Annotated in this window: 20 protein-coding genes; 11 read left to right on the top strand and 9 right to left on the bottom strand. The window is 68.4% G+C overall.

Translation table 11 applies throughout. From position 1 onward, the window contains the following. Positions 1-23 precede the first annotated feature (23 nt). Complete coding sequence (locus tag M5E06_RS08030) at positions 24-3,062, top strand: transglycosylase domain-containing protein (protein WP_252137779.1); 3,039 nt, start codon at positions 24-26, stop codon at positions 3,060-3,062. 30 nt (positions 3,063-3,092) lie between these two features. Here M5E06_RS08030 and M5E06_RS08035 read toward each other — a convergent pair whose 3' ends face one another. The 3 genes from M5E06_RS08035 to M5E06_RS08045 form a co-directional block, all read right to left on the bottom strand. Then, positions 3,093-3,500, bottom strand: coding sequence for a hypothetical protein (locus M5E06_RS08035; RefSeq protein ID WP_252137780.1), 408 nt, complete (start codon positions 3,498-3,500; stop codon positions 3,093-3,095). 11 nt (positions 3,501-3,511) lie between these two features. Beyond that, positions 3,512-4,762 carry an MFS transporter gene (locus M5E06_RS08040; protein WP_252137781.1) on the bottom strand — a complete coding sequence of 417 codons (1,251 nt, stop codon included), beginning with the start codon at positions 4,760-4,762 and terminating at the stop codon, positions 3,512-3,514. A 108-nt stretch (positions 4,763-4,870) separates the two neighbouring features. Further along, complete coding sequence (locus tag M5E06_RS08045; protein WP_252137782.1) at positions 4,871-5,809, bottom strand: LysR family transcriptional regulator; 939 nt, start codon at positions 5,807-5,809, stop codon at positions 4,871-4,873. 119 nt (positions 5,810-5,928) lie between these two features. On the opposite strand from M5E06_RS08045, the gene M5E06_RS08050 reads away from it, so the two are divergent. Then, positions 5,929-6,393, top strand: coding sequence for an NUDIX hydrolase (locus M5E06_RS08050; protein ID WP_252137783.1), 465 nt, complete (start codon positions 5,929-5,931; stop codon positions 6,391-6,393). Here the strand turns inward: M5E06_RS08050 and M5E06_RS08055 are convergent. The 5 genes from M5E06_RS08055 to M5E06_RS08075 all read right to left on the bottom strand — a co-directional run bounded on the left by M5E06_RS08055 (position 6,350) and on the right by M5E06_RS08075 (position 11,721). Continuing rightward, positions 6,350-7,228, bottom strand: coding sequence for an EAL domain-containing protein (locus tag M5E06_RS08055; RefSeq protein WP_252137784.1), 879 nt, complete (start codon positions 7,226-7,228; stop codon positions 6,350-6,352). The two genes, M5E06_RS08050 and M5E06_RS08055, sit on opposite strands and share 44 nt — an antisense overlap. A 207-nt stretch (positions 7,229-7,435) precedes the next feature. Continuing rightward, entirely contained in the window at positions 7,436-9,106 is a 1,671-nt protein-coding gene (locus M5E06_RS08060) for a Na/Pi cotransporter family protein (protein ID WP_252137785.1), read from the bottom strand. Between the two features lie 150 nt (positions 9,107-9,256). After that, the gene (gene ychF, locus M5E06_RS08065; protein ID WP_109073912.1) at positions 9,257-10,357 is read right to left on the bottom strand and encodes a redox-regulated ATPase YchF; all 1,101 of its coding nucleotides are present in this window, start codon (positions 10,355-10,357) and stop codon (positions 9,257-9,259) included. A gap of 103 nt (positions 10,358-10,460) precedes the next feature. Next, positions 10,461-11,033 (bottom strand): aminoacyl-tRNA hydrolase, encoded by a 573-nt coding sequence (gene pth, locus M5E06_RS08070; protein WP_252137786.1) that lies wholly within the window; start codon positions 11,031-11,033, stop codon positions 10,461-10,463. Between the two features lie 91 nt (positions 11,034-11,124). Beyond that, positions 11,125-11,721 (bottom strand): 50S ribosomal protein L25/general stress protein Ctc, encoded by a 597-nt coding sequence (locus M5E06_RS08075; protein ID WP_109073914.1) that lies wholly within the window; start codon positions 11,719-11,721, stop codon positions 11,125-11,127. Positions 11,722-11,989: 268 nt separating this feature from the next. Between M5E06_RS08075 and M5E06_RS08080 the strand changes: the two genes are divergently transcribed. From M5E06_RS08080 to M5E06_RS08095, 4 genes are all read left to right on the top strand, one after another. Then, positions 11,990-12,382, top strand: coding sequence for an NADH:ubiquinone oxidoreductase subunit NDUFA12 (locus M5E06_RS08080; protein WP_109073915.1), 393 nt, complete (start codon positions 11,990-11,992; stop codon positions 12,380-12,382). A gap of 91 nt (positions 12,383-12,473) precedes the next feature. Next, entirely contained in the window at positions 12,474-13,010 is a 537-nt protein-coding gene (gene mlaD, locus M5E06_RS08085) for an outer membrane lipid asymmetry maintenance protein MlaD (RefSeq protein WP_109154180.1), read from the top strand. Positions 13,011-13,113: 103 nt separating this feature from the next. Further along, positions 13,114-13,380: a hypothetical protein gene (locus M5E06_RS08090; RefSeq protein WP_252137787.1), complete on the top strand. Its 267-nt coding sequence runs from the start codon at positions 13,114-13,116 to the stop codon at positions 13,378-13,380. Positions 13,381-13,530: 150 nt separating this feature from the next. Then, positions 13,531-13,920, top strand: coding sequence for a DUF2155 domain-containing protein (locus M5E06_RS08095; protein WP_252137788.1), 390 nt, complete (start codon positions 13,531-13,533; stop codon positions 13,918-13,920). A 67-nt stretch (positions 13,921-13,987) separates the two neighbouring features. Here M5E06_RS08095 and M5E06_RS08100 read toward each other — a convergent pair whose 3' ends face one another. Continuing rightward, positions 13,988-14,650 carry an alpha/beta hydrolase gene (locus M5E06_RS08100; RefSeq protein ID WP_109073919.1) on the bottom strand — a complete coding sequence of 221 codons (663 nt, stop codon included), beginning with the start codon at positions 14,648-14,650 and terminating at the stop codon, positions 13,988-13,990. Positions 14,651-14,997: 347 nt separating this feature from the next. Between M5E06_RS08100 and epsC the strand changes: the two genes are divergently transcribed. The 5 genes from epsC to M5E06_RS08125 all read left to right on the top strand — a co-directional run bounded on the left by epsC (position 14,998) and on the right by M5E06_RS08125 (position 18,743). After that, entirely contained in the window at positions 14,998-15,783 is a 786-nt protein-coding gene (gene epsC / locus M5E06_RS08105) for a serine O-acetyltransferase EpsC (RefSeq protein ID WP_252137789.1), read from the top strand. Then, positions 15,780-16,265 carry an Rrf2 family transcriptional regulator gene (locus tag M5E06_RS08110; protein WP_252137790.1) on the top strand — a complete coding sequence of 162 codons (486 nt, stop codon included), beginning with the start codon at positions 15,780-15,782 and terminating at the stop codon, positions 16,263-16,265. Before epsC ends, M5E06_RS08110 begins: the two co-directional genes overlap by 4 nt. A gap of 45 nt (positions 16,266-16,310) precedes the next feature. After that, positions 16,311-17,450 (top strand): cysteine desulfurase family protein, encoded by a 1,140-nt coding sequence (locus tag M5E06_RS08115; protein WP_252137791.1) that lies wholly within the window; start codon positions 16,311-16,313, stop codon positions 17,448-17,450. 200 nt (positions 17,451-17,650) lie between these two features. Then, positions 17,651-18,340, top strand: coding sequence for a molecular chaperone DnaJ (locus M5E06_RS08120; RefSeq protein ID WP_252137792.1), 690 nt, complete (start codon positions 17,651-17,653; stop codon positions 18,338-18,340). 73 nt (positions 18,341-18,413) lie between these two features. Next, on the top strand, positions 18,414-18,743 hold the full coding sequence (locus M5E06_RS08125) for a ferredoxin family 2Fe-2S iron-sulfur cluster binding protein (protein WP_252137793.1): 330 nt from the start codon (positions 18,414-18,416) through the stop codon (positions 18,741-18,743). Positions 18,744-18,878: the final 135 nt, after the last annotated feature.

The following is an 18,878-nucleotide window of genomic DNA, read 5'->3' on the forward strand; positions in this document are numbered from 1 at the left end:
GGGGGTTCGCTTCCGATATGGCCATGGGGTGGATGCAGGTTGGGCGCTGGGCCCGGCGGGCGGCGATCGGCGCGACGTTGGCGACCACCGTGGCCGCCGCCGGCTATGCCGGGTGGCAGGAGATGCAGACCTCGCGTCTCCAGGCCCGGCTGCTCTCCAGCGTCGCCCAGTCGATGACCGTCTCCCTGCGCGAAGGTCCCAACCCCCAGGCGCGCTATCCCAAGCATGGGCCGTACAACGAGCGGCTCGGCTACACCGCCCTGCCCGGCTATCTCGACGCGCTGACTCATGATCTCTATGCGGTCGAACGGCAGGCGGTGCTGTCGCCGTCGCTCGACCGCTTCATGGCCGGCGGCGGCTTTCCGATCTATCGCGAGAAGACACAGGCCGGGCTGACCCTGCTCGACCGCAACGGCGCGGTCATGTATTCGGCGCGCTATCCCGAACGGGTGTTCAACGGCTTCGATGACGTGCCGAAGCTGGTCTCCGACACGCTGCTGTTCATTGAGAACCGCGAATTGCTGGACGCCGACCAGCCGCGCCGCAACCCGGCGGTGGAATGGGACCGCTTCGGCGCGGCGGTGGCGATGCTGCCCTTGCAGATGGTCCGGCCTGGTCAGCGCTCCCCCGGCGGCTCGACGCTCGCCACCCAGATCGAGAAGTACCGCCATTCGCCCGACGGACAGACCACCGGCAGTGTGGAGAAGCTGCGCCAGATGGCGTCGGCCAGCGTCCGCGCCTACAGCGACGGCGAGGACACCACGCAGGCCCGCCGCCGAATCCTGGTCGATTACCTGAACTCCACCCCGCTGACCGCGCGAGCCGGCTTCGGCGAGGTGAACGGGCTGGGCGACGGGCTGTGGGCCTGGTTCGGCACCGACCTGTCCATCGCCAAGCGCGTGTTGGCAGAACCGGCAACCGATCCCCGCGCCCTGAAACTGAAGGCGCTGGCTTACAAGCAAGTGCTGGCCCTGCTGCTGGCGCAGCGACGGCCCTCCCATTACCTGATCCAGGACCGTGCCGCCCTCGATCGGCTGGCCGATGCCCACCTGCGGGCGCTGGCACAGGCCGGGGTGATCGATCCGGCGCTGCGCGACGCGGCGCTGGCCACGCCGCTGGCCTTCCGCGAGGAGGCGCCGACCGCCCCCGCCACCTCCTTCGTCGAGCAGAAGGCGTCGAACGCCATTCGCGCCCGGTTGCTGGGCATGCTCGGCGTCTCCAACCTCTATGCGCTCGACCGGCTCGACCTCACCGCGCAATCCACCCTGGATGCCGAAACGCAGGCGCGCGTGGTGGAGGTGCTGGGCAAGCTGAACGAGCCCGACTTTGCCCGCTCGCTTGGGCTGACCGGCGAACGGCTGCTCGACGCCCGCAACAACGACCTGTCCAAGCTGGTCTATTCGATCACGCTGTACGAGCGGGGTCCGGAGGCCAATTACCTGCGCGTCCAGGCCGACAACCTCGACCAGCCGCTGGACATCAACGACGGGGCCAAGCTCGATCTCGGCTCCACCGCCAAGCTGCGCACGCTGACCACCTATCTGGAGATCGTCGCCGAACTGCACAGCCGCTACGCCCACCTGCCGAAGGATCTGCTGGCCGATGTGCAGGACGAGGCTTCGGACAACCTGACCCGCTGGGCGACGGCGTGGCTGGCTGCCTCTCCCGACCGCCGGCTGCCGGCCATGCTGGACGCGGCGATGGAGCGGCGCTATTCCGCCGGCCCCGGCGAGGTGTTCTTCACCGGCGGCGGCCAGCACAGCTTCGTCAACTTCAACAAGGACGACAACGGCCGCATCCTGACCGTGCAGGAGGCGTTGCGGAACAGCGTCAACCTGCCCTTCATCCGGCTGATGCGCGACGTCGTCCAGTTCTATATGGACGAGGGGGCGGACGACGGCGCCGACATCCTGCGCTCACCCGACCACCCGGCCCGGCAGGCCTATCTCGCCCGCTTCGCCGACCGCGAAGGGTCGGATTTCCTCAACCGCTTCTACAACGACTACCGCAAGCGCACGCCGGACGAGGCGCTGGCCCGGCTTGCGACCCGCTCGCGCCCGGTGCCGCACCGGCTGGCGGTGATCTTCCGCACCGTGCGGCCGAAGGCCGGGTTGGCCGAGTTCTCCACCTTCCTGCGTGCCCAGCTGCCGAAAATGGCGCTGTCCGACGGGCAGCTGTCGGCGCTCTACGCCAAATACGGACCGGACCGCTTCCCGCTGAACGACCTCGGCTATCTCGCCCGCGTCCATCCGCTGGAGCTGTGGCTGGTCGCCTATCTCCAGCAGCATCCCGGCGCCACGCGGGCCGAGGTGCTGGCCGCCAGCGCCGACGAACGCCAGGAAAGCTACCGCTGGCTGTTCAAGAAGGGCATGGCCGCCCAGAACACCCGCATCCGCATCGGGCTGGAGGAGGAGGCGTTCCAGCGCATCACCGCCCAGTGGCGCAGCGTCGGCTATCCGTTCGAAACGCTGGTGCCGTCGCTGGCGACCGCCATCGGCAGCTCGGCCGACCGTCCGGCGGCGCTGGCGGAGCTGATGGGACTGATCCTGAACGACGGGGTGCGCCAGCCGACGGTGAAAATCCGCTCGCTGCATTTCGCCGCCGGCACGCCCTACGAGGCGAAGCTGGGGCTGGGGCCGCTGAAGGGCGAGCGCGTGCTGAAGCCGGAGGTCTGCGCCACGCTGCGCCGCGCCCTGATGGACGTGGCGCAGAACGGCACCGCCAAGCGCGTCTGGGGCTCCTTCAAGGACCCGGCCGGCATGCCGATCCCGATGGGCGGCAAGACCGGCACCGGCGATCATCGGCTGGACCGCTGGGGGCCGGGCGGCGTGCTGATCGAATCGAAAGCGGTCAACCGCACGGCGACCTTCGTCTTCTACATCGGCGACCGCTTCTTCGGCACGATGACCGCCTTCGTCCATGGGCCGGAAGCCGACAATTACCGTTTCACCAGCGCCCTGCCCGCCCAGCTTCTGAAAAGCCTCGCCCCGGCGCTGCAGCCGCTGATCGACCAGGGCGCCACCCGCACCGCCGACACGCGGACAACACCCACCGGCCTGTAAGGCGGAAAGACCGGCCTCTTGCAGCCGGGCCTATTGCAGCCTGGTGGCGGCGATCTTGGCGGTGTCGACCGGGGTGGCGGTGCAGCCGCCCAGGGTCGGGCCGACCGGAAGCTCGCCGAAGGCAGCCAGCGCGCCTTCCGCCTTCAGCCGGCCGACGAAACCGGGCTCCACCCCGCGGGCGACCCAGGCGAACCCGAGCCAGGTGGAGCGGACCGGCTCGCCACCCGCCCGCACCATCGCCGTCATCGCCTCGGCATCGCTGGTGCCGAGGGAGAAGACCGCCAGCATCATCCCGTCGGTCGAATCCGGCAGCGCGGCGCGCTGCAGAGACAGCCCTATCAGCCCGGCCCAGACCAGCAGGATGCCGCCCAGCAGCGCCGCGGCAAGTCCGTGGCCGATGGGAAGTCCGGAAGGGGATTGGACGGGGCTGTCGTTCATGGTGGCCTACCTTACGCCTTCGCCTCGGCCGCCGCCAGCGACGGAGCCGGCTTCTCGGCGATCGGCCAGTGGACGATGGTCGCGAACATGGCCAGCGCCACGCCCAGCCACCAGACGACGTCGTAGGATCCCGTGCGTTCGTACAGCACGCCGCCCAGCCAGACGCCCAGGAAACCGCCGACCTGATGGCTGAAGAAGGCGAAGCCGTAGAGCGTGCCCATGTAGCGGGTGCCGAACATCAGCGCGACGAGGCCGGAGGTCGGCGGCACGGTGGACAGCCACAGCAGGCCCATCACCGCGGCATAGGCGATGACGGTGACCGGCGAGATCGGCAGCAGGATGAAGATCGCCGTGGCGATGCCGCGCGAGAAATAATTGCCGCACAGCAGGTAGCGCTTGCTGACCTTGCCCGCGAGGACGCCGGACGCGTAGGAGCCGATGACGTTGAACAGGCCGATCAGCGCCAGCGCCCAGGCGGCCAGCGACGGGCTGATGCCGGCCTCGGTCAGGTAGGGCGGCAGATGGGTGGTGATGAAGGCCAGCTGGAAACCGCAGACAAAGAAGCCGGCGACCAGCAGCACATAGCTGCGATGCTGGAAGGCTTGGCGCACGGCGGTGACGAATCCGACATTGGCGCCGGTCACCGCATGGCCGCCACCGGCCGCTGTGCCTTTCGGGCCGGGGAAGACGCCGGCCAGCAGCGGCACCGCGATCATCGAGGCCGCCAGCAGCAGCAGGGCGGTCTGCCAGCCGAAGCCGGCGATGAAGGCCTGCCCCATCGGTGCGAACAGGAACTGGCCCATCGATCCGGCGGCGGTGGCGATGCCGACCGACCAACTGCGCTGTTCCGGCGGCAACAGCCGGGTGAAGCCGGCGATGATGATGCCGAAGGACGCACCGGACAGGCCGAGTCCGATCAGCACGCCTGCGGTCAGGTACAACTCCACGCTGGTGGTGGCGTAGGGCATCAGCGCCAAACCGGCCGCATAGAGAATGCCGCCGCCGGCCAGCACCGGAGCCGGGCCGTAGCGGTCGGTCAGCGCCCCGGCGAAGGGGCCGCCGGCGCCCCACAGGATGTTCTGGATCGCCATCGCCAGTGCGAAGACGTCGCGGCCCCAGCCGCGGGTTTCCGAAAGCGGGCCGATGAACAGCCCCATGCTGGACCGCGGTCCGAAGGCCAGCATCGAGATCAGGCAACCGCAAACGACGACGAGTGCGGGCGTCCTCCAGGAGGGCGCCGGTGCAGGGGTGGCGGTGGTCAAGGCGTCCTCCCGGAAGGGGCCGGCATTGAGCGCCGGTGTTGTGGAACTGCTATGCCCCGACGATAGGCGGGCACCAACAGTTCGGCAAATTCATAATCGGCAACCGGGTCATTCCGCGGCGGAATGCAGGACGGAAGGCTGCGCGGTCCGGCGATCGGGCCGATGCGAGGCCGACAATTCATGCCGCAGCGACTGCTCCAGCCTGTCGAACACCGGGGCGATGCGACCGGTCGTCCGCGACTGGATCAGCCAGATCGTCACCGCCATCCGGAAATCGGGCAATTCGAGTGGCCGGACGGCGACCGCACCGGGAATCGGCGCGATCAACCCCATCGGCGCCAGACCGAAGCCGACGCCGCGCGCCACCAGCGACACCAGCAGGCTCTGGTCATAGGCCTCCACCGTCACGTTCGGCTGCAGGCCGAGCGGCGCCAGCGCCTGATGAAGCGCCTCCCGATACCGGCAGCCGTTCGGCTGCAACACCCAGCCGCGCCGGTTCATGGCCGCCAGATCGGCGGATCCGTCGCCGGGAGAGGCGATGATGCTGACCGGTTCAGTCCCGATCCGGCGGACCGGCAAATCGTCGGGCGGCGCCTGATCGTCGCACATCAGGATCAGCGCACCATCCAGGCTGCCGGCGCGAACCTGCTCGATCAGCGGGTTGCTCCAGTCCGCATGCAGCCGCAGGGTCAGGCCGGGGAAGCCGGCGCGCAACTCGTCCAGAGGCCGGCCGGCGGCCAGCGCGGTCAGCACATGCGCCGTCCCCAGCCGCAGCAGCCCGCGCGGCTCGGCCGATCCGGCGAAGGCGTCGGCGAAGTCGCTGGTCGCCGCCAGGATGCGCCGGGCATGGGCCAGCGCCAGTTCGCCGTCGCGGGTCAGGGCCAGCGGCTTGGTCTGCCGGTCGAACAGCACGACGCCCAGTTCCGCCTCCAGCCGCTGGATCAGCCGCGACACGGCCGACTGCGTCAGCCCCAGCCGGTTGCCGGCCTCCTGCACCGACTGCGCATCGGCCACGGCGATGAAAGTGCGGATCTCGTTGAGCTTCATGGGGCAGCCACAAGGTCGGGTGGGTTGCGCCGACGGGACGCGGCGATACGTCTTCGCGTCTGGCATCCCAGTGTCGGACCGCGCTACCCTCGGGTCAAGCCATCGATAGGGAGCCATTCATGCCCGCCACCCCGCCCGACCGTTCCAGCCGCGAATATCCCGACCGTCCCTGGGTCGGTGTCGGGGCCGTCGTCTGGCGCGGCGACAAGGTTCTGCTGATCCGGCGGGGCAAGGCGCCGCGGATGGGCCAGTGGAGCCTGCCCGGCGGGGCGCAGTCGGTCGGCGAAACAGTGTTCGAGACCGCCGTGCGCGAGGTACGCGAGGAGACCGGGTTGGAGGTGGTGCCGACCGGGATCGTCACCGTGGTCGACGCCATCACTCCCGGTGCCGAGGGCCGCGTCCACTATCACTACACTCTGGTGGAGGTGGCGGCGGAGAGTGTCGAGGGCGATCCGGTCTGCGCCGACGATGCGCTGGAGGCCTGCTGGGCCACCGCCGAGGAGGCGGGCGAACTGACGGAATGGGACGAGACCCGGCGGGTCATCCTGATGTCTGCGGCCCAGCGGCGGCCCCCGACCCCATAGGCCGCAGGGTGCCGATGACGCTCCGCTCGGCCAGGAACTCGCTCACCCCGTCGGCGCTCAGCGGGCGCGACAGCCAATAACCCTGCAGAACGTCGCAGCGATAGGCCTGCAGGTAGAGCCGCTGTTCCGGCGTCTCCACCCCTTCCGCCACCACGCCCAAATCCAGCGCGTGGGCCAGGGCAACCACCGCCTGGACGATGGCGGCGGCGTCACGGTCCTCCACCATCGCCTGGACGAACTGCTTGTCGATCTTCAGCGCTTCCACCGGCACCCGTCGCAGGGTGGCCAGCGACGACCAGCCGGTGCCGAAATCGTCCAGCACCAGCCGGATTCCGGCGCCGCGCAGCTGCAGCAAGGCCTCGCGGGCATCGGCGCCTTGGCTGAACATGCTGGTTTCGGTCAGTTCCAGCTTCAGGTTGGCGGCCGGCAGGCCGGTCTCCGCCAGGATCGCCAGCACCTTCAGCACCAGCCCCGGATCGTCAAGCTGCCGCGCCGACAGGTTCACCGACACCGGAATGTCTGGATAGCCGGCACGCAGCCAGCCGGCGGCCACCCTGCAGGCGGTCCGCAGGGTCCATTCGCCCAGCAGATGGATCGCTTCCCCCTGTTCGGCCATCGGCACGAAGACGTCGGGCGGCAGCATGGTTCCGTCGGACAGGCGCCAACGCGACAGAGCCTCGAACCCGGTCAGGCGGTTGGTGACGACGTCCGCCTGCGGCTGGAAGACCAGGGAGAGTTCCTGACGGTTGATGGCGTCACGCACCCGCTCGGCGAATCCGGCGTCGGATATCCCCTGCGCTTCGGGTCCGTTCGACGTCGCGTGCGTGTTCGCCACCGTCCGCTCCCTCTCGACAACCATTCCTGGGTTCGACAACGGCCCGCTGGGCCTCATTGCCATAACAACCACAGGGACGGTTTGTTAACCATGTCGCGAAAGAGCTTGACGAATTTTATATGGTTACGAAAGTGTTAACGTGGCTGGGCTGGTGACAAGAAAAGGTCGAAGCGGAAGCCATGCCGCACCTCCATCGGGAGCGGACGGTCACGCCCGTGCTGCCCCTTGTTTGAGACGGCTGGGCAGAAGCTCCCCCGATTGATCGAGCACCGGATAGGCGGCGGCGACCAGATGGGCGTTGATCCGGCGCAGGTCGCGCAGAATGTCCAGATGGAGGGCGCTGGTCTCGACGCTTTCCTTGCGTCCGGCGCGCAGGCGGGCGAAATGCGCCTCGGTGGCGCTGGTCTCCAGATCGCGGATTACCTCCTTCTCGTGGATCAGCGCGCGGGCGGACCGGACATCGCCCGACACGAAGACGGCGGCGGCCAGACGCTGGGTCTCGCTCAGCCGTTCCAGCATGCCGGCGATCTCGGCCGCCCCCTCGGTGGAAAAGCGCAGCCTGCGCCGGATCTTCTTGGAGGCCGCCTCCATCAGGTTGCGGTCTACGATGTCGCCGACATGCTCCAGATTGATGGTGAAGGTCAGCACGTCCGACACCCGGCGGGCGTCGCGTTCGTCCAGATCCTCGACACTGATCTGAGTAAGATAGCGCTTGATGGCGTCGTGCAGCCGGTCCAGCACATCGTCCATCCGCCGGATCTCCTGCACCCGCTTGCGGTCGTCGGTCTGGATCACGTCCAGCGCGCCGCGCAGCATGCTGTCGACCGTGTCGGCCATGCGCAACGCCTCGCGCGACGCGTTGGCGATGGCGAGATGGGGGACTCGCAAGGCACTGCGGTCGAGATAGAGCGGCATCGCCGGATCGGCGACCGCTACCCGTTCCGGGAACATCCGGGTCAGGACCCGCGCGAACCAGGGAAGCGGCCCGATGAACAGCCCGGCCATCGCCAGATTGAAGGCGAGGTGGAAATTGGCCGCCAGCCGCGTAGCGTCCGGCGATACCGCCTGCAAGCCGGCGGTGATCGGCCCCAGCAGCGGCACGACGATGAGGCAGCCGACGAGCCGGTTGATGAGGTTGCCAACCGGCAGCCGCCTTGCCGCCGGGTTGCGGCCGTCGCCGCCGGGTCCCTCCACCACCGGATTGACGGCGCTGCCCAGATTGGCGCCGGCGACCATGGCAACCGCCGCCTCCGGCCCGATCACCCCGCCGCCAGCCAGCGAGGCGATCAGCAGGATGGCGGCGACGCTGGAATGGGCGGCCCAGGACAGCAGCGCCGCCAGCATCACCGCCACCACCGGATCGGCAGTCAGCATCGCCAGCATCCGCCGCAGCATCGGCGCGTTCTCCGCCGGCGCGATGGTCGCCAGCAACAAATGCAGCGACAGCAGCATCAAGCCCAGCCCAATAGCGACCCGGCCCAGGTCGCGGCTGCGCGTGCGGGCGCCGCGGCGGAAGGCGATGAAGCCGCCCAGCAGCAGGACCGGCGCCACATGGGCGACGTCGAAGGCAAGGATCTGGACAATCAGGGTGGAGCCGACATTGGCGCCCAGCATCACCGCCAGCGCCGGCATCAGCGACACCAGCCCGGTGGCGGTAAAGCCGGTCGCCATCAGGCCGGTGGCGGTGCTGCTCTGCAGCAGCATGGTGATGCCCATGCCGGACAGGAAGGCGGTCCAGCGGTTGCGCAGACCGGCCCCCAGGATGCGGCGCAAGTCGCCGCCAAGCGCGCGGGTCAGCCCGCTTTGCACCATGTGCAGCCCCCACAGGAGCAGCACGACATTTCCGGCCAGTTCCAGCAGCACCCGCGTCGCCTGCATCGCACCCCCTCTGTCGGGTCGGGGATGCGATCAAGCGGCACCCCTAACTGAAGTGTGGGGTGCGCCGATTGTTACGACAATATGACAGTTGGGTGACGGCGAAGGTGGGAAGGGAGCGGTTGCGCCCCCGTTCCCCCGACGCCCGTCCACTCAGACGTTGAAGCGGAAGTGGAAGATGTCGCCGTCCTGAACGACGTATTCCTTGCCTTCCTGGCGCATCTTGCCGGCGTCCTTCGCCCCCTGCTCGCCACCCAGCGTGACGAAGCTGGTGTAGTCGATGGTCTCGGCACGGATGAAGCCGCGCTCGAAGTCGGTGTGGATGACGCCGGCGGCCTCGGGAGCCTTGGCGTTGCGGCGCACGGTCCAGGCGCGCGTCTCCTTCGGGCCGACGGTGAAGAAGGTGATCAGGTCCAGCAGCTTGAAGCCGGCGCGGATCAGCTTGTTCAGGCCGGTTTCCTCCAGCCCCATCGACTCAAGGAATTCGGCCTTCTCGGCCGGATCGGAGAGCTGGGCGACCTCGGACTCGATGGCGGCGGAGATGACGACGACCTCGGCATTCTCGGCCTTGGCCTTTTCCGCGACCTTGGCGGAGAAGGCGTTGCCGGTCGCGGCCGATGCCTCTTCGACGTTGCAGACATAGAGCACCGGCTTGTCGGTCAGCAGCATGAACTGCTTGAATACCGGCTTTTCTTCGTCCGACAGCTCGACCACGCGGGCGGGCTTGCCGTCCTGCAACACCTTCAGGGCGCGCTCCATCAGGTCGGCCTTGATCTTGCTGTCCTTGTCGCCGCCCTTCGCCTTCTTCTGCAGGCTGGTCAGCTGGCGTTCCAGGCTTTCCATGTCGGCGAGCATCAGCTCGGTCTCGACCACCTCGGCGTCGCGCAGCGGATCGACGTTACCCTCGACATGGGTGATGTCGTCGTCCTCGAAGCAGCGCAGCACATGGACGATGGCGTCCACCTCGCGGATGTTGGCGAGGAACTGGTTGCCCAGCCCTTCACCCTTCGACGCGCCGCGGATCAGGCCGGCGATGTCCACGAACTCCAGCTGGGTCGGGACGACCTTCTGCGACTTGGCGATTTCCGCCAGCTTGTCCTGCCGCGGGTCGGGCACGCCGACGCGACCGACGTTCGGCTCCTTGGTGCAGAAGGGAAAATTCGCCGCCTCCGCCGCCTGGGTGGCGGTCAGCGCGTTGAAAAGGGTCGACTTGCCGACGTTCGGCAGGCCGACGATGCCGCAATTGAAGCCCATGGGTGGGTGCTCGCCGTCGGAAATTCTGGAATTGAGGCGCTTTATCCTACGATGGGGGACAAAGCGCAAACGCGAAGTGGGGGAAGGTCCGGCAGGCCGCGGCTTATCGCGCCTGCGTCGCCACCGTCACCTTGTTCATGAACAGCTCCGGCTGGCCTTCCACGATCAGCGGCAGGTTATCGGAAACGGCATCCAGCAGCGGGTCGATCCAGCTCTGGTCGGCCTTGGCGAAGTCGTGCAGGACATAGCCGCTGACCAGATCCTTGTTGCCGGGATGGCCGATGCCCAGACGGATGCGCCAGTATTCCTTGCCGATATGCGCGTCGATCGAGCGCAGGCCATTGTGGCCGCCATGGCCGCCGCCCTTCTTCACCCGAATCTTGCCGGGGGGCAGGTCCAGCTCGTCATGGATGACGACGACGTTCTCGGGCTTCAGCTTGTAGAACTGCAGGGCCGCCACCACCGACTGGCCGGACAGGTTCATGAAGGTGGCGGGCTCAAGCGCCAGAACCTTGTCGCCGGCGACGGTGCCCTCGGCGGTCTGGCCCTGGAAACGCTTCTTCCACGGGGTGAAGCGATGGCGTTGGGCGATGGCCTCCACCGCCATGAAGCCGATGTTGTGGCGGTTGCGGGCATACTCGTTGCCGGGGTTGCCCAGTCCGACCAGAAGCAGCATGTCCCTCACCCTTTGGAAACCACTCTCCACAAACGAAGCGGGGGGCCGAAGCCCCCCACCGTAACCATCTTCGAAGGTCGAACGCCCCTTATCAGGAAGCGGCGCCCTCTTCCGACTTCAGGCCCGACGGCGCAACGATGGTCGCGATGGTGAAATCGCGGTCGGTGATCGTCGAGGTCACACCCTCCGGCAGCTTGACCGAGGAGATGTGGATCGAATCGCCGACGTCGAAGCCTTCGCACGAGATGGTGATGTGCTCGGGGATGCTGTCGGCCGGGCAGCTCAGCTCCAGCTCGTGACGGACGATGTTCAGCACACCGCCGCGCTTCAGGCCGGCCGACTTGTCCTGGTCGACGAACTCGACCGGAACCTGCACGTTGGTGCGGGTGTCGCCGGACACGCGCAGGAAGTCGACATGCAGCGGGAAATCAGTCACCGGGTGGAACTGCACGTCGCGCGGCAGGACGCGGTGGGCGGTGCCGTCGACGGTCACTTCGAACAGGTGCGTGAAGAAGCCCGGCTGATGCAGGACGCGGGTGAACTCGAACTTCTCGAGCGAAATGGTCAGGGGAGCCTGCTTGCCACCATAGATGACGGCCGGAATACGGCCATCACGGCGGGTCTGGCGGGCGGTCCCCTTGCCGGCCCGTTCGCGCGTCTCAGCGCCGAGCGGAATGATCTTGGTCATGACGATGCTCCAAAACGAAAGGGCGCCGGCCTCCAGGGGTGCCGGCGCATGCGCGGGGTGCATACGGCAATCGGCCGGGCGCGTCAAGGAAAAGGGGGCGTTCCTGCGGAGCGACCGCCGCCAGGGCGCTTCCGCTCTCAAAGGAGCCGAAAGCCGGCAAATTGGGCCTCACCAACGGTGGACGCGCGGCACTTGCGGTGTCATAGTGCGGCCCGCATTCGACCAGCCCCGTGTCCACGGGGCCAGACTCCGGAATTCGTGAGCGACGATGAGCGAGCCGATCTCCCTGTTCACCAAACTGGCGAACATCCACATCCGTTACGTCACGTGGCGTCGGGGCGCCAAGGTCGGCAGCGACCGCTTCGGCAACGTCTATTACCGCAACAAGGACGCCCAGCCCGGCACGCGCGAGCGCCGCTGGGTCCTGTATGCCGGTGAGCCCGATGCCTCCAAGATCCCGCCGGAATGGCATGGGTGGCTGCACCACACCACCAAGGAGCCGCTGCCCGAGGGGTCGAGCGCCTTCCACAAGCCGTGGCAGAAGGAACATCTGCCCAACATGTCGGGCTCGGTCCAGGCCTACCGTCCGCCCGGCCATGTGCTGGCCGGCGGGCAGCGCGTGCCGGCCACCGGCGATTACGAGCCCTGGACGCCGAGCTGATCCCTGCCGGGACTGACCATCACGTCGGAACGGAAAGCCCGGCCCCTTTCGGGCCGGGTTTCGATTCGGGAACTCGCAGCAGGATAGCTCTATGCGCCGGAATGTGATCGAAACCGTGCTGGGCGGCGTCGTGCTCGCCGTGGCCGCCGTGTTCCTTGCCTTCGCCTACAAAAGCGCCGACCTGCGCAAGGTGCAGGGCTATGACGTCACCGCCAACTTCAACAGCATCACCGGCCTGCAGAGCGGCGCCGATGTGCGCATCAGCGGCGTGAAGGTCGGCACGGTCACCGGACTGACGCTCGACCCCACCAGCTATCAGGCGGTCGTCCATCTGTCGGTCGACAATTCGGTGAAGCTGCCCAAGGACACCGCGGCGGTCATCGCATCGGAAAGCCTGCTGGGCGGCAAGTTCCTGTCGCTGGAGCCGGGCGGCGATCCCGACATGATCAAGCCGAACGGCAAGATCGAGTTCACGCAGAGCACCCCGGGCCTGGAACAGCTGCTGGGTCAGGTCATCTTCTCGCTGCAGAGCATGAGCAAGTCCGGCGACCAGGCGAATGGCCAGTCTTCCGGCGGTCAGCAGGGTCAGGCTCCCGGCCAGACGCCGGCCCAGCCGCCCAAGCTGTAATTCCCCCAACCCTGGGCGTGGCCGGAACCGACGGACACGCTCAAGCGTTCCTCCTGCCATCCGGACGGCAATGCTCCCGGATCACGAGGCAGGAGGAAATGCGATGCGTCTGTCCCAATTGGCCGTGCTCGGCCTTGCCCTGGCGACTGCCGCCTGCGGCGCCGACATGGAAGAGAAATTGGCCACCGGCGGGCTTGGCGGCGCCGCAGCCGGCGCGGTGGTCGGTGGACCGGTGGGTGCCGTGGTCGGGGCCGCCGCGGGAGCCGGCGCCGGTGCGGCGACCCAGAAGATCGAAGACCGGAACGAGACCCAGAGCGGGTCCGGCGCCACCTACAGCGCCCCCGCCTCGCGCAGCACCGTCACGCGCTGAAACACCTGATCCGCACAACACACCCCAGCGCCCCCGCCACTGGACGCTGACCCCGCTTCCGGGATAGAAGGCGGAGCGCCCCGGCAGAGATCCCCTGATTGGCCGGATCCTGCCGTGGAGCGCCGTCCGCAATTACGGAAGCGATCCGACGTGACGAGACTTCTTCGAATTTTGCCGCTGGCGGCCGCCCTGCTGGCAACCGCGTCCGTCCAGGCCGCCCCAGTCCCGAGCCAGATGATCGAACGGCCGGCGGCCAAGCTGCAATGGCTGGACAAGGTGACGGCCCGCACCTCCACCTTCACCATGAAGGTCGGAGAGACCAAGGCGATGAGCAGCCTGCGCATCACACTGCGCGCCTGCCGCGAGAACCCGCCGATCGAAACGCCGGAATCGGCCGCTTTTCTGGAAGTGACGGAGATCAAGCCCGGCGAGCAGGCGGAACCGGTCTTCAGCGGCTGGATGTTCGCCTCCAGCCCCGCCCTGTCGGCGATGGAGAACCCGATCTACGACGTGTGGGTTCTGGGCTGCGAGCAACAATAGGCACGGCGCCAGCCCCCATCCAACCGCCCACGCTCTCGCGGGGACGGTTGGATGGGGATGGACTTGCTTACTCCGCCACTGCCGCGATGGGATTGCCCAGCGCCTTGTCCAGATAGTCGTCCACCTGGATCGCCAGATCGTCGGTGCGGTTGACGAAGAAGTGGCTGGCGCCGGGAACGACGCGGTGGTCGATGCGGATGTCCTTCTGGTGCGACAGCTTGGTCACCAGCTTGGTCACCGCGGCCTGGGGCACCACCTCGTCCTTGTCGCCATGGATGATCAGGCCCGAGGACGGGCACGGCGCCAGGAAGGAGAAGTCGAACAGGTTGGCCGGCGGCGAGACCGAGACGAAGCCGTCGATCTCCGGACGGCGCATCAGCAACTGCATGCCGATCCAGGCGCCGAAGGACACGCCGCCGATCCAGCAGAGCGGCGCGTTGGGGTTGTAGGTCTGCAGCCAGTCGAGTGCCGCCGCCGCATCGGCCAGTTCGCCCTCCCCCTTGTCGTAGGTGCCCTGGCTGCGCCCGACGCCGCGGAAGTTGAAGCGGAGAGCCGAATAGCCGCGCTTGGTGAAGGACTGGAACAGGGTGAAGACCACCTTGTTGTTCATCGTCCCATTGTGCTGCGGGTGCGGGTGCAACAGCAGCGCAACCGGGGCGTTCGGCTGCTTGCCGTGGGTGTAACGGCCTTCCAGGCGACCGGCGGGACCGTTGAAGAGCACTTCAGGCATGGGAACGACGTTCCTGACGCGGACAAAGGGTTATTGGGACCGCCACGGCGACCGACCGGACTTTCATCCGGAAAGCCGCCCCAGCGCACGGGCCTTCGGGCCCGTCACGGATTTTCCCGTCTTGGAGTGGGGTTTTCCGCACACAATTCTTGACCGTTTTGCTTGGTCATCATATATGCGTCGTAACGTCCTCCGGGACAACCCGCCTGACCCGCCCGATCGGCCCCAGCGCCTGCTGGACCGATCGATAAGTCCGGGTCCCTGCCGGCCGGAACCCGAATGGGTCCGAACCGGAAAGGTCCTGAACCGCGAGGGTCCGACAGGCCGAAGCCGGGCGCGGGCGGCCGATGAGAGCGGCGGACTATACCACGGCGGGTGATGGCGTGTTCAAGCATCTTCGCGAAGAGATCGATGGGATCATGGCGCGGGACCCCGCCGCCCGCTCCCGGCTGGAGGTGGCGCTCTGCTACCCCGGCTTGCATGCCATCGTGCTCCACCGCATCGCCCGGCGCGCCCGTGACGCCGGCTGGCACACCACCGCCCGGCTGATCTCCCAGATCGCCCGCTCCCTGACCGGCATCGAGATCCACCCCGGCGCCACCATCGGCCGCCGCTTCTTCATCGACCACGGCATGGGCGTGGTGATCGGCGAGACGGCGGAGATCGGCGACGACGTGATGCTCTATCACGGGGTGACGCTGGGCGGCACCTCGCTCAACCAAGGCAAGCGCCATCCGACGCTGGGCGACGGCGTGATCGTCGGGGCCGGCGCCAAGATCCTGGGCGCCATCACCATCGGTCGCGGCGCGCGCATCGGCGCCAACGCGGTGGTGGTGGCGGACGTACCCGCCGACACCGCGGTGGTCGGCATCCCGGCCAAGCCGGTCATTCCGCGCGACCGCGCGGAAACCCGGAAATTCATGCCCTACGGCACCCCCTGCGGCGAGATCCCCGACCCGGTCGCCCGCGCGCTGACCGGCCTGCTCGATCAGGTGACGGCGCTGCAGGCCCGTGTCGGAGAGCTGGAAGCGGACCGCCCGTCCGCCGCCCTCCCCCGATCAACACCCACACCGCTAGAGACGGTGGCGTCCCACAATGGCGGGATGCACGAAGCGCAAGGAGAATCGCGATGAGACTCAGCACCAAGGGACGCTATGCCGTGATGGCGATGGTCGATCTGGCCGCCACCAGCCAGGGCAGCCCGGTCGCGCTGGCGGACATCGCGGAGCGGCAGGAAATCTCGCTGTCCTATCTGGAACAGCTGTTCGCCAAGCTGCGCAAGGGCGGGCTGGTCAAGAGCGTGCGCGGCCCCGGCGGCGGCTATCTGCTGGCCCATCCGGCCGACGCCACCCGCGTCTCCGACATCATCCTGGCGGTGGACGAGCCGATCCGCACCACCCGCTGCGCCAACGGCACGCCGCAGGGCTGCCGCACCAACCGCTCGCGCTGCCTGACCCACGATCTGTGGGAAGAGCTGGGCAACCAGATCCATATGTATCTCAGCTCGGTCACTGTTGCCGACGTGGTGGAGCGGCGGATCATCGGCACCAGCGGCCTGAACCTGCTGCGCCCGGCCCCGACCGCCGACAGCACCGCCGTCGCCGCCGCAGAGTGACGCCGCCGGATGAGATTGGCCTTCGCAGTTGAGCGTGCCTGAAAAGTGACCGCCCCGTTCGTCGCCCCCTTCCGTCGGACCGGTGTCTATCTCGACCACAACGCCACCGCTCCGCTGAAACCGGAGGTCAAGGCGGCGATGGGTCAGGCGATGGACCTGGTCGGCAACCCGTCCTCCGTTCACGCCTTCGGCCGCAGCGCCCGCCGGGCGGTGGAGGAGGCGCGCGCCGCCGTGGCGGCACTGGCGGGCGTGAAGCCGGCGCAGGTGCTGTTCACCGGCAGCGGGACGGAGGCGAACAACTTCGCGCTGCGCGGCTTCCCCGGCCGGCGACCGCTGACCTCCGCCATCGAACATGAGTCGGTGCTGGCGGCCTGCCCCGATGCGGAGCGCTTCGGCGTGACCCGCGACGGCGTCGCCGACCTTGAGGACCTGGAACGCCGGCTGGCCGCTGCGGACGGTCCGGCGCTGGTCTCGCTGATGCTGGTCAACAACGAGACCGGGGTGATCCAGCCGGTGGCCGAGGCCGCCCGGATCGCCCATGCCCATGGCGCGCTGGTCCATTGCGACGCGGTGCAGGCCGCCGGGCGGCTGCCGCTGTCCCTGCCGGACCTCGGCGTCGACCTGATGACGCTGTCGGCCCACAAGCTGGGTGGCCCGACCGGCGTCGGTGCCCTGATCCTGGCCGAAGGGCTGGAGCCCGACGCGCTGATCCGCGGCGGCGGGCAGGAACGGCGCAAGCGGGCGGGCACCGAGAACCTGCTGGGCATCGTCGGCTTCGGCGCCGCCGCAAGGCTGGCGCGGGAGGGGTTGGCGGAGGCCGCCGACCTCGCGGCCCTGCGCGACCGGCTGGAACGCGAGGCGCTGGCCGCCGTACCGCACGCCCGGGTGATGGGGGGCGGTGCGGCGCGGGTGGCCAACACCAGTTGCCTGATGCTGCCCGGCCTGCCCGGCGAGACCCAGGTGATGACGCTCGATCTTGCCGGGGTGGCGGTGAGCGCCGGATCGGCCTGTTCCAGCGGCAAGGTAAAGCCGTCCCATGTGCTGGCGGCGATGGGCGAGGACGACCGGTCTGCCGCCAGCGCCATCCGTGTCAGCCTGGGCTGGACCAGCGACGACGAGGCGGTCGACCGTTTTCTGACGGCCTGGACCGCGATGGCGCGGCGAAGCGCTTCCGCGGATGGCTGAGTTCCGCTGTCGCCCGCCTGCCGCCCGCCATGCCTGCGCGACCATCTGTCCCCCGCCCGAAAAGTCCGCATTCGCGCATTGCGCCGGCTGCGGCTTATGGGTATGACCCCGCGGAAGGCCCGTCGGCTTGCAGTGGCGGCCTGATGTCGGGGTATCGATCCTATCGGCCGATCCTTTCGGCGTTTTGACGGACTGTGCGCATGACCCGTTCCAAATCCGGCCCGCCCGGCAACAGCAGCGGCGGAATTTCCGGCGCCATCGCCGGCGATCTGGAGCCCTGCGGCACCTGCGGCCGCTCGGTGGCGCCGCGTGCCCTGTTCTGCCACGCCTGCGGTGCAGCCCAGCCGCCGCGGCCGCTCGACCCCTTCACCCGGTTGGGGCTGGAACGCCGCTTCGACATCGATCTGGAGCAGTTGTCGAAGCAGCATGCCGGCTTCACCCGCGCCATGGACCCGGATCGCTTCGCCGCCCGCGGACCGCGCCAGCAGGCCAATGCCAAGGCCCAGATCAACGCCCTGCGCGACGCCTATGAGGTGCTGCGCGATCCCATCCGCCGCGCCCATGCGCTGCTGGCCCTGATGGGCGGCACGCCGGCCGTCGGCGACGAAGACGGCGATGGGGACGAAGAGATCGCCGACCTCGCCACCCGGCTGTCCCGCGCCGACAATGCGCTGGAACTGGACCGCATAGGGCTGGACCTCAGCCAGCGGGTCGAGGCCTGCATCAAGTATCTCACCCCCGCCTTCCGTAAGGCGCAGACGGCCGCCAGCTCCGACAGCCCGCCGGCCTCCGACGGCGCCGCCCGCATCCTGGCCCGGCTGGAACGGCTGGAGGCGCTGGCCGCCGAGGTCCGCGACCGCCGCGCCGCCCTGACACCGCCGCGGCCCTGATCCGCTTTTCCCTTACAATCACCCCCTAAATCGCCCCTAAATCGCTAGGCAACCTTAAAGGAACGAGGACCCCATGCCCAAGATGACCTTCATCGAGCCCGATGGCACCCGCCGCGAGGTGGAGGCCCCGCTCGGCCTGTCCGTGCTGGAGATCGCGCACAAGAACAGCCTGGACCTGGAAGGCGCCTGCGAGGGCTCGCTGGCCTGCTCCACCTGCCATGTCGTGATCGAGCCGGAATGGTTCGACGTCCTGCCGGACGCGCAGGAGGACGAGGAGGACATGCTGGACCTCGCCTTCGGCCTGACCAAGACCTCGCGCCTGGGCTGCCAGATCATCATGACCGAAGAGCTGGACGGCCTGATCGTCCGCCTGCCGGGCGGCAGCAACAACGCGATGAAGTGACGGTCCAGGGGAACCCTGTTCCGGCTGCCGGGCCCCGCGTCGCGCGATGCGGCGCCCGGCGGCCTTCTTTCCCTGCCGTTCCCCTGTACCCGCCCTGCTTTCCTACCTTTTCCGGGCGCCTGCCCGCCCCATATA

The sequence above is a fragment of the Azospirillum sp. A1-3 genome (assembly GCF_023806445.1).
In the GTDB taxonomy this organism is placed as follows: domain Bacteria; phylum Pseudomonadota; class Alphaproteobacteria; order Azospirillales; family Azospirillaceae; genus Azospirillum.